14 protein-coding genes are annotated in these 13,613 nt (G+C 56.9%); 4 read left to right on the forward strand and 10 right to left on the reverse strand.

The window, feature by feature from the left end:
• Window positions 1-4: 4 nt before the first annotated feature.
• From ribBA to nrdR, 3 genes are all read right to left on the reverse strand, one after another.
• Window positions 5-1,171 (reverse strand): bifunctional 3,4-dihydroxy-2-butanone-4-phosphate synthase/GTP cyclohydrolase II, encoded by a 1,167-nt coding sequence (gene ribBA, locus ACQE2I_RS12490; protein WP_427028409.1) that lies wholly within the window; start codon window positions 1,169-1,171, stop codon window positions 5-7.
• Window positions 1,172-1,241: 70 nt separating this feature from the next.
• Entirely contained in the window at window positions 1,242-2,408 is a 1,167-nt protein-coding gene (gene ribD, locus ACQE2I_RS12495; protein ID WP_427028410.1) for a bifunctional diaminohydroxyphosphoribosylaminopyrimidine deaminase/5-amino-6-(5-phosphoribosylamino)uracil reductase RibD, read from the reverse strand.
• Entirely contained in the window at window positions 2,405-2,884 is a 480-nt protein-coding gene (gene nrdR / locus ACQE2I_RS12500; RefSeq protein WP_427028411.1) for a transcriptional regulator NrdR, read from the reverse strand. The genes ribD and nrdR overlap by 4 nt, the downstream gene beginning before the upstream one ends.
• 363 nt (window positions 2,885-3,247) lie before the next feature.
• Here nrdR and ACQE2I_RS12505 point away from each other — a divergent pair, with 363 nt between their 5' ends.
• Together ACQE2I_RS12505 and dsbG are read left to right on the forward strand one after the other, a co-directional pair.
• On the forward strand, window positions 3,248-4,063 hold the full coding sequence (locus ACQE2I_RS12505; protein WP_427028412.1) for a prolipoprotein diacylglyceryl transferase family protein: 816 nt from the start codon (window positions 3,248-3,250) through the stop codon (window positions 4,061-4,063).
• 66 nt (window positions 4,064-4,129) lie between these two features.
• Window positions 4,130-4,909 carry a thiol:disulfide interchange protein DsbG gene (dsbG, locus tag ACQE2I_RS12510; RefSeq protein ID WP_427028413.1) on the forward strand — a complete coding sequence of 260 codons (780 nt, stop codon included), beginning with the start codon at window positions 4,130-4,132 and terminating at the stop codon, window positions 4,907-4,909.
• A gap of 73 nt (window positions 4,910-4,982) precedes the next feature.
• Here dsbG and ACQE2I_RS12515 read toward each other — a convergent pair whose 3' ends face one another.
• From ACQE2I_RS12515 to ACQE2I_RS12540, 6 genes are all read right to left on the reverse strand, one after another.
• On the reverse strand, window positions 4,983-5,999 hold the full coding sequence (locus ACQE2I_RS12515) for a c-type cytochrome (RefSeq protein WP_427028414.1): 1,017 nt from the start codon (window positions 5,997-5,999) through the stop codon (window positions 4,983-4,985).
• Window positions 5,996-6,661, reverse strand: a complete 666-nt coding sequence (locus ACQE2I_RS12520; RefSeq protein WP_427028415.1) for a c-type cytochrome — start codon at window positions 6,659-6,661, stop codon at window positions 5,996-5,998. Before ACQE2I_RS12520 ends, ACQE2I_RS12515 begins: the two co-directional genes overlap by 4 nt.
• Before the next feature lie 24 nt (window positions 6,662-6,685).
• Window positions 6,686-8,035: an ATP-binding protein gene (locus ACQE2I_RS12525; RefSeq protein WP_427028416.1), complete on the reverse strand. Its 1,350-nt coding sequence runs from the start codon at window positions 8,033-8,035 to the stop codon at window positions 6,686-6,688.
• A complete protein-coding gene (locus tag ACQE2I_RS12530; protein WP_427028417.1) occupies window positions 8,032-8,748 on the reverse strand; it encodes a response regulator in 717 nt (238 codons plus the stop codon). The genes ACQE2I_RS12525 and ACQE2I_RS12530 overlap by 4 nt, the downstream gene beginning before the upstream one ends.
• Before the next feature lie 117 nt (window positions 8,749-8,865).
• Entirely contained in the window at window positions 8,866-10,131 is a 1,266-nt protein-coding gene (gene glyA, locus ACQE2I_RS12535) for a serine hydroxymethyltransferase (RefSeq protein ID WP_427031465.1), read from the reverse strand.
• Window positions 10,132-10,175: 44 nt separating this feature from the next.
• Entirely contained in the window at window positions 10,176-10,301 is a 126-nt protein-coding gene (locus ACQE2I_RS12540; RefSeq protein WP_427028418.1) for a hypothetical protein, read from the reverse strand.
• Between the two features lie 67 nt (window positions 10,302-10,368).
• Here ACQE2I_RS12540 and ACQE2I_RS12545 point away from each other — a divergent pair, with 67 nt between their 5' ends.
• Both ACQE2I_RS12545 and ACQE2I_RS12550 read left to right on the forward strand, forming a co-directional pair.
• Complete coding sequence (locus ACQE2I_RS12545) at window positions 10,369-10,812, forward strand: LexA family protein (protein WP_427028419.1); 444 nt, start codon at window positions 10,369-10,371, stop codon at window positions 10,810-10,812.
• The gene (locus ACQE2I_RS12550) at window positions 10,809-12,182 is read left to right on the forward strand and encodes a Y-family DNA polymerase (protein WP_427028420.1); all 1,374 of its coding nucleotides are present in this window, start codon (window positions 10,809-10,811) and stop codon (window positions 12,180-12,182) included. Before ACQE2I_RS12545 ends, ACQE2I_RS12550 begins: the two co-directional genes overlap by 4 nt.
• On the opposite strand, the gene ACQE2I_RS12555 is transcribed toward ACQE2I_RS12550, so the two are convergent.
• The gene (locus ACQE2I_RS12555) at window positions 12,126-13,577 is read right to left on the reverse strand and encodes a sodium-dependent transporter (RefSeq protein WP_427028421.1); all 1,452 of its coding nucleotides are present in this window, start codon (window positions 13,575-13,577) and stop codon (window positions 12,126-12,128) included. The genes ACQE2I_RS12550 and ACQE2I_RS12555 overlap by 57 nt on opposite strands.
• Window positions 13,578-13,613: the final 36 nt, after the last annotated feature.

Consider the following 13,613-nt stretch of genomic DNA (forward strand, 5'->3'; position numbering starts at 1 on the left):
CTGATTAGTCCTGCTGAAAGGTTGGCTCATACGCCGTGTCATTCGGGCCCAGACGCTCGACGACTTCGAGATCAAAACCAGATAGTGCCGAGAACTTCCATGGTGAACTCAGTAGTCGCATTTTACCTACGCCCAAGTAGCGCAGGATTTGCGAGCCGGTACCAATGGTTAGATAGTTGCCAGCGCCATCGGAGTCGCTGGTACGCGGCTGGCGTACGCGATCCAAAAAGATATCCAACTGATCTTTTAAATCCTGGTGCGGACGGCCGTCATCAATTAACACAAACACGCCCGCCGACGCATCAGCAATCTCTTCAAGTGCGCGATGGGCATCCCAACGGCACTGATCGCCCTTCATCAGGCCCATCACATCACGCAGTGTATCGGTAAGATGCACGCGAACTGTGGTGGACGCTTCCGCCGTGGGCTGGCCCTTGACCAGCGCCAGGTGATGGGCGCCTTGAATCCGGTCGCGGAAAACGTGCAAGGTCAGCTCGCCGTGGGAGGTCATGACCGTTGACGCTTCCAGGTGGTCGATCGTCTGCTCGTTAACGATGCGATAGTGAATCAAATCGGCGATGGTGCCAATTTTAATCCCGTGCTCGTGGGCAAACGCCTCTAGCTCCGGGCGGCGCGCCATACTGCCGTCATCGTTCATGACCTCGCAGATTACGCCGCTAGGATCACAGCCTGCGAGTGCTGCCAAATCACACGCGGCTTCAGTATGCCCTGCACGGCGCAAGACGCCACCGGGCTCTGCCATCAGCGGGAAAATATGCCCTGGTTGAACAATATCGGACGGTTTGGCGTGCGGGGCCACCGCTGCCTGCACCGTACGTGCGCGATCTGCTGCGGAAATACCGGTGGTGACGCCTTCGGTAGCTTCAATCGAAAGCGTGAACTTGGTGCCAAAGCCTGAGCCATTATCGCGCACCATGAGCGGCAGGTTAAGCTGCTCGCAGCGAGTACGGGTCATCGGCATACAGATAAGCCCACGGGCGAAACGGGCCATAAAGTTGATATGCTCGGCCTGCACTTTTTCGGCGGCCATGATGATATCGCCTTCGTTCTCACGATCCTCATCGTCCATGAGAATCACCATTTTGCCCTGGCGGATGTCGTCCACCAGCTCGGCGATAGGGGCTAAGCCTCTAGAGGAGGAGTGCACCATGGAATCTCCAATAAGTGTTGTCGCGCTAATGTATCGCGAAGGGTTGTCGCGTAAGCTGCGATTTCGCGCGTCAGGGTACCTTGCTATCACCTGTTGCGCTAGTCGCCTGAGGGGAAGCGATAATGCGCCAGTCGCGTCCCACCGCCCGCATATCATGAATCGTTAAGCGCCGCTGGTCAGCCATACGCGCAAGCCCAGGCAGCGCAAACAGGGGGCGTGCTTCGCCGCCTAATAACGTGGGCGCGACAAACAGCTGCAGCTCGTCAATCAGCTCCGCATCGAGCATGGCGCCCGCCAGGGTCGCGCCGGTTTCCACCAACAGTTCGTTAACCTGCTCATTTTCCGCGAGCCACGCTAACATCAACGCAAGATCAATCCGGCCTGTGTCACTGGCTGGCAGTACCTGCACTTCAGCCCCCGCCAAGGTCAGCCGTTGGCGCTTTTCATCTGAGTGGTCGGGCGTGGTGATCACCAAGGTACGGCCCGGCTCAGTTAAACAGGCAGCCGCTAACGGTAAGCGCAAATGGGTATCTAGAATCACGCGTAGGGGCTGGCGGCGAACCACCTCTTGTGCATTTTCGAGGTCTAGCTGATCGGCCCGCAGCGTCAATCGTGAGTCATCCATAATAATGGACTCAACGCCGCTCAATATCGCGCTGGAGCGCGCTCGCAGCCGCTGTACTTGAGCGCGCGCTTCTGGGCCGGTAATCCACTGCGACTCCCCTGACCCCATAGCGGTACGGCCGTCTAAACTCATCGCCATTTTCAGGCGTACAAAGGGCCGCTGCTGGGTCATACGGGCGATAAAGCCGGGGTTCAGTGCGCGCGCCTCGCTCTCTAACAAACCCACCGCGACTTCAATACCGGCTTCTTCAAGCAAGTGGATACCACGACCGCTAACGTGAGGATTAGGATCCACCATCGCAATCACTACCCGCGCGACGTTGGCATCCTTTAACGCCACCGCACAGGGGCCGGTGCGCCCGGTGTGCGAGCAGGGTTCAAGGGTGACGTAGGCAGTGGCGCCTTGGGCCTGCTCACCGGCGGCGTTTAAGGCGTGGATTTCCGCGTGGGGTTCACCGGCACGCAGGTGATAGCCCTCACCGACAATGTGCCCACCACGCGCAATCACACAGCCAACCCGCGGATTGGGATCAGTGGTGTAGAGGCCTTTATTTGCCAGCTGTAGCGCCCGCGCCATATGGCGATAGTCGGCTTGACTAAAATCGCCACTCATTTTGACGGCCCGCTCTTGTGTGAGGGCTCTTGGGAAAGCCGATCAATTTCAGCGCGAAACTCATCCAAATCCTGAAACTTGCGATACACCGAGGCAAAGCGGATATAGGCCACGTGATCGAGGGTTTTAAGCGCTTGCATCACCGACTCGCCAATCTCTCGGGCGTTAATTTCGCGGTCGCCACGCGCCCGCAGGGTTTGACGGATGCGCTCCACCGCGGCTTCAATGGCCTCAGCACTGACTGGGCGCTTTTCAAGCGCGCGCAACATGCCCGCTCGCAGTTTGGCTTCATTGAAGCTTTCCCGCGAACCGTCTGACTTCACCACCCGAGGCATCACTAACTCAGCGGTTTCGTAGGTGGTAAAGCGCTCTTGGCAGCTGGCACATTGACGACGCCTTCGCACTTGGTCACCATCGGCCACCAACCGCGAATCTGTCACTCGTGTATCGTTTGCACCACAAAAAGGGCAATGCATAGCGGTCAACCTATTGTCAGCCCGTGCTGGCGTGCCGCACGAAGTAGCGTGTTATAACCTATCGATAGTGTGTGCTATTAATGGCGTTGAAAACGGTATCAGCCACGCATTGTAACGATTTGGCACACATGCTGCAGCGTTTGTGGCAGATTGTTTATCAGGCGTCGCCCATGTCACTCTTTGAAAAGTCGCTTCACGACTGGCTGAACCGTTACGCAGCCTAGCCTACCAGTAACGTTTGGCTGCGACTTAACGCCCCAGGTATAACCCACATAATCTTTAAATAATGTCGGGATGTGATAATCCCAGCTCAGCACGCTTTTATGAATAGCCTTCAGAATTGCTTTTGGGATTGTGTTTCTTATGTTGCAACAGAGTATTGCCCTTGGGCCGATGGGCTTTAGCCTTCATCAGCTATTGATCGGCCTAGCCTTTTTATTGGCACTGCTGGCTGGCGCGCTGTTGGGAAGGCGCCACCGGGTAGCTGTCAGCGATACGCTGTTTACCCTGCTGCTGGTTGCCCTGGTCGGCGCGCGCTTAGTATTTGTCCTGCATTACTGGGGCGAATACGAGGGTCTACTCTCCCGCCTGGATATTCGAGATGGCGGCTTTGATATTGTCGGTGGCCTTGTTGCTGCACTTGCGTATGCTGGCTGGACGCTGTGGCGCTCCCCTCGCCAGCGGGTGCCACTTTCGGGTGCCCTACTGGCGGGCGGCCTTGTCTGGGGCCTGACCGCCGCTAGCGCCACCTTGATAGAGCATCAATCCCGGCCGTTGCCGGAGGTGGCGCTGACTACCCGTTCAGGCGAGCCCATTGACCTTCCCCACCTGTCACGCACGACCCAGCAACCCATGGTGGTCAATTTGTGGGCTAGCTGGTGTCCACCCTGTATCCGTGAAATGCCGGTGCTTGAGCAAGCTCAGGATAATGAACCCGGCATCACCTTTGTGTTCGTTAACCAAGGGGAGTCGCTCGGCCAGATTGACGCTTTCATGGATGAATACGGCTTTTCTCACGATAACGTTTGGCAAGACCCACACAATGCCGTTGGCCAGGCCACTGGCGCCAACGCGATGCCTACCACACTTTACTATAATGCCGACGGCCAACTCGTCAGCACTCATTTTGGCGAACTTTCCAGCGCCACCCTGCAGCAAGGATTGGAGCGTTTACGCTGATCGCTGCACGAGCCGACCACCTTTTATCGCCTGGCTAACGTCATCTCACTCAAACAGGATGTTGCAATGCGCTTGAACCACTACACCACTATCAGCAGTTTTGTTCTCCTGGCAGGGCTGGGAGGAGTAACCACAAGCTACGCCGATGATCTCCCTGCCCCTGTTCAGGCACTGGCCGACCAGGGCCTGGAAATTCATGGCCAGTTTGACGCCCCTGGCGGTTTGCGCGGCTACGGCGCCAGCGTTCAGGGCCAGGACATGGCCATCTACCTGACCCCAGATGGCGAGCACGCGGTGGTGGGTACACTGATGGATAGCGAGGGTAACGACCTCACTGAAGCGCAACTGGACGAGCACGTACGTGCGCCTTTAGAAGCACAGACTTGGCAGCTTCTGAGCGAAAGCCATTGGATTCAGGATGGTGACGTGGATGCGCCGCGTGTGATCTATACCTTTACGGACGCCAACTGCCCCTATTGCCAGCAGTTATGGCAAGACGTTCGCCCCTGGGTAGAGGCCGATGAAGTGCAACTGCGTCATATCATGGTGGGTATTTTAGCGCCCGACAGCCCTGGCAAGGCCGCCACCATACTCGGCGCTGACGACCCAGCGGCCACGCTACTTGGGCATAATAGTGGCGAAGAAGTTGAAGCCAGCGCACAACCTCGCGAGATCGAAGAGCAGGTGTACGCCAATAACCAGCTTTTTGAAGAGCTGGGACTGTACGCAACCCCCACCAGCGCCTTTCAGCGCGAAACAGAAGACGGCACGCTGCGCATCGACCGTATCCAGGGGCTACCCAGCGATGAGCGCCTGATCGACATGATGGGCAGTGAAGCGCCCTGAAGCCGCGGCGTCACTCTTCAACGTCAGCTCGCGACACCATGGTCGCGAGCTGACGCTACTTTTGCAGTATTGCCTACTCCTCCTCCGTCAGATTTTCAAACCTCGGCATGCCTACGTTCCAGGGTTTGATATCGCCCTTCTCTCCGAAGTTGTTATGGTCTCCCAGCACATGGCCATCATGCTCGCGGGTTTGACCATACAGTGAACGACCATGGAACCGCTCAGCCGTCTCGGCGACATCGCCCGTATAGCGGGGATCCTGAGGACGCTCCTGGCTGGTTATGTAGTAGGCAATATCCCAGGCCTGTTGATCACTGAGCGAGCGGGGCTGGCCAAGCGGCATGTTCTGATAGATGAAACCCGCCATGGTTTCCAGCCGTGCGATGCCTGCTCCCCAGTTATTAGAGCCGTCACCCCAAGGCGCGGGAAACACGTACTCATCATTTTCATAGTGCCCGGCACCATTTTCCTGGTGGCATAGGGCGCAGTTTTCCTGGTAGGCAGTTTCCCCTCTAACATAGCTGGGGCCTTCGGCTGGCTCTTCTGGCGCCGGGAAGCCTCGACCATAAATCGGCTTGTCGGGATACATCGGCGCACCGGTGGCCAGCCACTGGTGATAGGCACTGAGTGCCAACATTTCATCACTGCCATACTCCGGTGGTACGCCGTTCATGGAGTAAGCAAAGCAGCCTGCGATGCGCTCTTCCAGGTTATTCACATGCTGATTCTTACCACGGAAGTCCGGCAGCGTGATGGCGGCTGCCCATACCGGCGCGCTGAACGGTACCCGCCCTTCTCCCAAATGGCAGCTTGAGCAGTTCATATCGTTATACACATACTCATCGCGCAACTGTTGCGTATTGGTGAATAAATCGTGACCGTAGCGAATGACTTTCTTTAACTCAGGATGAAGGTCTGAATTTTCTAAGTCTTCCATGGTGGGCGGTTCATGGACCAGCATATTCAGCGCCGCGTCTGGCCGCTCTTCTTGCTGAGCGAAGGCACTGGTTGCATAAACGCTGATGCCGACTCCTACCGCAAGCGAACAGCCCGTCAGAGCTAATACGAGTGGGTGACGATAGGTGGTCATTGTGCTGTCTCCTGCTCTACAGTCTCTGGTTGGGTGGCGTACCAGGCAGATACGGCTTGGATGTCGTCATCACTCATGCGCTTGGCAATGGCGCCCATGAGATTCTGTGGGTCGTTGCTGCGTACCTCGTTTTTCCACGCCGTCAGTTGAGCGCTGATATAGCCCGCGTGCTGGCTGGCAATACCCGGGAAAGTGCTCCCTACCCCCGTGCTGCCAGGGCCGTGGCAGCTTTGGCAGGAAACAATGTAGGCGTTCCAGTCGCCACGTTCGGCGAGCTGCCGACCACGTCCCAGTAGCGCCTCATCGGCCTCATCGCCCCCCTGCCCTTGTGTTACCGGTAATTGGCTAAAGTAGGCGGCCACATCAACAATTTGCTGCTCGTCAAGCATGGTGGCAAAAGGCATCATCGTTGCGTTTTCACGCCTTCCCGCTTGAAAATCTTGCATCTGCTTAACGATATAGCCCGCATCAAGTCCGGCTAAACGCGGCCAGGACTCACCACCTGGGACATTCATCCCACTACCATCCGCCTGGTGGCAGGCACTACAGACAGCGGCGGCGGCTTGGCCACGCTCCGCGTCGCCGTCTTGTGCCAGTGCGGCGGCTGTTAGCAAACAGCCGCCCAGCAGAAGCCCCAACCGGCTTACGCTTTTTTTATTCATATCGGTTTCTCCCTTGCGTTATCGTTATTCGGCATACGCTGCTGGCGCTTGCCCCACCGGTGTGTTCACGGGTACCACTAGCCGAGCGGTAAAGCCACCCCCAGCCGGGCTAGCGAACGTTACTTCACCACCGAAGCGCTCAGCGATCGCCGCAACAATAGCCAATCCCAGCCCGCTGCCCTGCTGCTTGCTGGCGCGCCAAAAACGTTGCGTTAATTGCTTAAGCGTCGCTTCGTCAATACCCGGTCCTTGATCGCTAACGCTGAAGGCAAGGTGATGCCCTCCCGGCTCCCACTGTGTACTCAGCGTAACTGGGGTTTCTGGCGGCCCATGCCTGAGCGCGTTATCCAGCAAATTACGCAGTGCGATGATGGCCAGCTCACGGGGCATGGCAAGCGTTGCCTCGGGCCAACTGGGCGGTAACACAAAGCGCTCTGGGATACTGTGCTGGCTATCCGCAAGGGCACATTCGACTACGTCGGCAACGCGACTTGCCTCGCCATCATCAAAGCGCACGCGCCCCTCAACGCGAGCTAGAGTGAGTAGTTGATCAAGAGTCGAGCTCAGCCGCACCACGCCTTCTTCGGCATAATTGAGCGAGGCAATAGCCGCTTGCCCCTCAACGCGACGGGCAACCTGCAGATGGGTTTTGATCGCGGTCAATGGGGTTCGCAGCTCGTGGGCTGCATCGTTGGTAAAGCGTTGCTCGCGCATAATGGTTTGCTGAACACGCGCTAGAAGTCCGTTGAGAGTTTCGAGTAATGGCCGAATTTCTTTGGGCAGGCCATAGGTAGCGACGGGCGCCAGCGCATCCGGATGCCGACTGGCGAGCGATTCGCGTAGCCGTGTTAGCGGCGCTAATCCTCGCCAGATGCCCAGCCAAAGCGCGACCATACTGCCTACTAATGCCACCACAAATGGCACAACGACTACCCGTATCACGCCGCTGAGCAGCATATCGCGCTCGTCCATGCGGTCAGCGGTGGTAATAACAATACCATCGCGTTCGTAGGTAAATACTCGCCACGTCACACCTTCCGCCTGGCGATAAGCGTGACCGCCTTCTCCTGGCGCAAGAACAGCACCCATATCCGCATGGGTGCGCGCCATGATTTCGCCCTGAGGCGAATGCACTTGGCAGGCAAGCCCTTCAATAGAAGGAATAGAGAGTGCCGGCTGCTCGGCGTTTTCCCACACTTCAAACGGTAGCTGTAAGACTAGTCCCGCCACCATCCGCGCCGACTGCGCTAAGCGCTGGTCCAGGGTTTCCACAAACTTATCTTCCAGGTCGCGCATCAACCATGCCGCCGCTATCCCCCATAGCAACGCCAGGGTTAAACCCAAGGTGAGCAGTAAGCGCGCACGTAAGCTCATAGCCTCCCCTTATGTAGCTGTCCCTTATAAGGTGTGCCCGCTAAGTGAACCGCCTCTGGCTTTCCCAACCGATAACCCAGCCCGCGTACCGTTTCAATAACACCACTACCCAACTTACGGCGCAGATGGTGGATATGCACATTCAGCGCATTGCTCTCAACATCATCGTTCATGCCATAAAGACTATCTTTGAGCTGGTCAGCCGAAAGCACGCTACGCGGCGCTTGCAGAAAGGTTTCAAGTAGCACCAGCTCACGGCGGGACAACATGACCAGTAGGCCAGCCACATATACCTCTCTGGCGACCGGGTCTAATACGAGCGTGCCATGGGAAATTATACCGCTGCTGCGCCCTGCTGCCCGGCGCAGCAGGGCGTGCAAACGTGCTACCAGTTCATCTAAATCAAAGGGTTTGACCAGATAGTCGTCGGCACCGTTCTGCAACCCATCTACGCGGTCACGCACCGCATCTCTTGCGGTTAGCACCAGTACGGGAACATTGACTCCTTGTTCACGCCACTCGGCCAACAGCTGCAGACCGTCACCATCGGGCAAGCCGCGATCAAGAATGACCACGTCACTGGAAACCGTGCGCAGCGCTTGGCGCGCGGCGCTCAGCGTGGTGACGTGGTCAACCACAAAATCAAAAGTCATTAACCCCGAACGAATCCCCGCTGCGACAAGCGGGTCATCTTCAATCAGCAAGACGTGCATAACGGTTTCCTTTTTATTACCTATCAGTGTGGCCGACGTGCATTACCCCAGCATTAAGGCAATAAAAAAAGGCCCTGCAAACCGCAAGGCCTTAGATCCAACTAACAGCAATTAGCGTTACTTATAAACAGGCAGACGCGTACAAACCTCAGCGACTTTATCCAGCACTTTCGCTTCAATGGCGTTAGTGTCTTCGCCTTTGGCCAGCACATCCAAAATATCGCAGATCCAGCCAGCTAGCTGGGTGCACTCTTGCTCACCGAAGCCGCGCGTGGTCACCGCCGGAGTGCCAATACGCAGTCCTGAAGTGACAAACGGGCTTTGCGGATCGTTCGGCACGGCATTTTTATTAACGGTGATGTGAGCACGGCCTAGCGCTGCATCGGCATCCTTACCTGTTACGCCCTGCTTGATCAGCGAAAGCAGAAAAAGATGGTCTTCGGTACCGCCAGAAACGATGTCGTAACCGCGGTCGATAAATACCTTGGCCATTGCCTTGGCGTTCTTGACCACCTGCTGCTGGTAAGTTTTGAACTCGGGCGCCATGGCTTCTTTGAAGCACACCGCTTTGGCCGCAATCACGTGCATCAAGGGGCCGCCCTGGCCGCCGGGGAAAACTGCTGACTGTAGCTTCTTCTCAATATCAGCGTCCTTTTCCGCAGAAAGGATTACGCCACTACGCGGGCCGCGCAGGGTTTTGTGCGTCGTTGACGTCACCACGTGGGCATGGGGCAAGGGGCTGGGATAAACACCTGCGGCGACTAGGCCGGAGACGTGGGCCATATCGACCAGCAAGTAAGCGCCCACTTCATCGGCGATCTCACGGAACTTGGCCCAATCAACAATTTGTGAATAGGCTGAGAAACCGGCAATGATCATTTTAGGCTTATGCTCACGGGCAAGCTGCGCTACCTGGTCATAATCGATCAGCTCTTGCTCGTTCAGGCCATACTGAATAGCGTTGTAGTGCTTGCCAGAGAAGCTCGGTTTGGCACCGTGGGTCAGGTGGCCACCGGCGTCCAGGCTCATACCTAAAATGGTGTCACCGGGTTTAACCAGCGCTTGAAAAACCGCGCTGTTTGCTTGTGAGCCAGAGTGAGGCTGAACGTTAACGTAGGTCGCGCCGAACAGCTCTTTAGCGTAATCAATCGCCAGGTTTTCAGCGATATCGACGAACTCACAGCCACCATAGTAACGCTTGCCAGGGTAACCTTCGGCGTACTTATTGGTCAGTTGGCTGCCCTGGGCTTCGAGCACTCGAGGGCTGGCATAGTTTTCGGAAGCAATTAGTTCAATATGCGCTTCTTGACGCTTTACTTCTTTCTGCATGGCGTCAAACAGCACATCATCGAATCCGGCAATTGACATATCGCGGCTGAACATCGGCGGAAAACCTCGTAACGAGAAAGGGTCGATCATAGGAGTAATCAGGCCGCTATCATACCGCAGCCTGACATGGGTTTCATCGCATCCGCGTCAGGTTGTTGATGAACCGCATTCATATGGGATGTCATCACGAACGAAGTGTGTCGGTCTTGGGGTTGCTCGCTCATTTGCATTTTCCTTACCCTGAAATAATACTGTATGTTTATACAATATTTCAAAATCAGGATGCCGACGATGCCGGGCCAGTTAGCTCACTTTTCCCCTGCCTTGCCGTTAACCTCCCAGCCGCTGCCTTATTTAACGTTTATGGGCCGGGCTGGCTTTAGCGGTTTTCCTTCGCCTGCTCAGGATTACGAACCGTGCACGCTGGACCTCAATACGCGGCTGGTCAAAAACCCTACCGAGACGTTTTATGTCACCGCAACCGGCGACAGCATGGAGGGCTGGGGTATTTTTGAGGGTGATTTGCTCATTGTCGACCGCGGTATTGAGCCACGCCTGGGGCATATTTTGGTCGCCATGCTGGAAGGCGAAGCGCTGATCAAACGCTACGCGCTTTACCGGGGAACACCGCACCTCTGTTCGGCCCACCCACACTATCCACCCCTCCCTCTTGAGGGCAGTGACTGCCAACTTTGGGGCGTGGTGCGCGCCGTCATACACGAGTACGTGCGATGATTGGCCTGGTCGATGCCAACAACTTTTATGTCAGCTGCGAGCGAGTTTTTCAGCCCAAGTTGGAAGGCAGGCCTGTGGGGGTTATGTCGAATAATGACGGCTGTATTATCGCTCGCTCCGCCGAATTGAAAGCACTGGATATCCCTATGGGTACGCCCGCATTCAAGCTTGAAGGGCTGCGCCAGCGCGGCGAGATCCATCTGCTGTCGTCCAATTACGAGCTTTACGGCGATATGTCGTCGCGACTGTCCCAACTGCTGCGCGATGCCTGCCCGGAGGTCGCGCCCTACTCCATTGATGAAATGTTCGTCTATTTAGACGGATTAACCACTGAACAGTGCGAAACGCTAGGGCGTCGCTTACGCCAGCGTATTCGTCGCCACTTGGGGTTGCCAGTGTGTGTGGGGTTGGCGCCTACCCATACGCTAGCCAAACTCGCCAACCATCTTGCTAAGCAGGACCCGCACTTCCAAGGCGTTTGCCTACTTAATGGGCAGGATCACACTAGCGAGATGCTGCTTAAACGTACCCTGGTGGGCAGCGTGTGGGGCGTTGGTCATCGGCTTGCCGAACGGTTAACGGCCGGCGGGATTACTACCGCCTGGGATCTGCGTGAATGCGATGAAAAGCAGCTGCGCAAGCGCTTCTCGGTAGTACTCGCGCGCACCGCGCTTGAGCTGCGCGGCACACCTTGCATGGAGATGAATGCCCTGGATCAACCGCGCCAGCGCATTATGACCTCGCGCTCTTTCGGCCAACCCAGCGACGTTTTTGCAGAAGTGCATAATGCCCTGCGCCGCCACGCCCAGCGTAGCGCTGAAAAACTGCGCGAGCAGCACAGCCTGGCCCGTGCGGTAATGGTGTTTCTTAACACCAACCGCCACCGCCGCGACCAGCCGCAGTACTTCCCCCAAGCACTGATCGCCCTGCCCTCACCCAGCGACGATACCCGAGTGATCCTTGATGCCGTGCGCCAGGGGCTTGAGCAGGTTCATCGCCCTCGCTATCAGTTTATGAAAGCCGGTGTGATGCTGCTCGATTTAGTCGATGCTGAGCACCACCAGCTTGCGCTACTGCATCCGCCCACCCGTGAACGTCACCCTTTTTTGATGGCAACGGTGGACCAGATTAACCGGCGCATGGGGCAAGGCACGATCAACTTTGGCATGACAGACGCGCCTGCGGCCTGGCAGTTACGCTGTGCCCATCGCTCAGGCCGCTTTACCACGCGCTGGGATGAGCTTATGAAAGTGGGCACTCACCCCGGCGCAGTCGCCGCCGCCGAGGCGCAGCAACAACACAAGCAGCAAGCGTTAACCAGCGCGCAGCCGCGGGCTGAGGGTTTCCCCCAGTGCCGCCATAGCGACTAGAATCGCCAACAGCCACGGCCAGTGTGCAGCAAATGAGACTTGATAAACGCCCAGCGCATCGACAAAAATCACCACAATACCGAGTGGGCTAACGTAGCGCACCATAGCCAGCCACAGCGCATACGGCAGCGGCGCTAGACCCAGCTCATCGCGGAAGGTCTCGCTCTTCAACACAAAGCCTGCCAGCACCACCATGCCCAAACCACCCAGCGGCATCATGAAGCGTGAGGTGAGGTAATCTAACCAGTCAAAAAAGCTTTTGCCGGCCAGCGTCCAGTCAGCCCCCAGGTTAAACGACAACATCGCCAAGGTGCTGATCAACCACAGCACAATACCCGTGCCCCAAGCGGCGGTGGGGCGCGAAAAGCCTTTGTTATCACACAGCCACGAGACTGTCGCTTCGACCATGGAAATTGAGGAGGTCAGCGCCGCCATGGAGAGCATTAAGAAGAACAGAATGCCAAACAGCGTGCCCAACGGCATCGCCTGGAAGGCCAACGGCAGGCTCATAAAGATCAGCCCTGGGCCCTCGCCGGGGTCCATACCGTTGGCAAAAATCACCGGGAAGATCGCTAGCCCCGCCATCAGTGCGACAACGGTATCGGCAATGGCCACGCTTACCGTGGTACGGCCAATGGAGGTCTCTTTGGGTAGGTAGCTGCCATAAGTCAGAATCGCCCCGGAGGCGAGGGAAAGGGTAAAGAATGCATGGCCCAGCGCAGCCAACAGCCCCTCGCTAGAGAGGCTTCCGGCATTGAACGAGAATAAGAAATTGACCGCCGCGCCAAAACCACCGGAAAACATGCCAAAACCAATCAGCACCACCAGCATGATCACCAGCCCCGGCATCATCCAGCTCACACTTTTCTCAATCCCCTGCTGCACGCCTTTGCCTACGATTAACATCGTCAGCAGCGTGACTAAAGTGCTCCAAAAACCGAGATTCAGCGGATTGGCATTGTTGGCGCCAAACACGGCGGCCATATCGTCGACGCTGCTGCCCTCCAGGCCGCCGGTAAGCATCTTCCACAGATACGAGAATGACCAACCCGCTACCACCACGTAAAACGACAGAATCGTAAAGCCGCAGAGCATCGCCATCCAGCCGATTAGCGACCAAGCAGACGAGCGCCCCGACTCATTGATCACACGACGAATCGCATCAACGGGGCTACCGCGGCCACGCCGCCCGAGGGCAATCTCGGTCATCATCACCGGTACGCCCATGGCAAAAATACACGCCAGATAAACTAGCACGAAAGCGCCGCCACCAAACTCCCCAGTGATATAGGGGAATTTCCAAATATTGCCCAGCCCCACCGCCGAACCAGTGGCCGCTAACATAAATCCCCAGCGGCCTAGCCACTGAGTGCGAGGTTGCCCAGAAGAGGTCATTTGCCCAGTATCCCGTCCGTCAGAAAAAGGCGCTAT

It is taken from the genome of Halomonas sp. H2 (assembly GCF_050215315.1).
Taxonomy (GTDB): Bacteria; Pseudomonadota; Gammaproteobacteria; order Pseudomonadales; family Halomonadaceae; genus Vreelandella.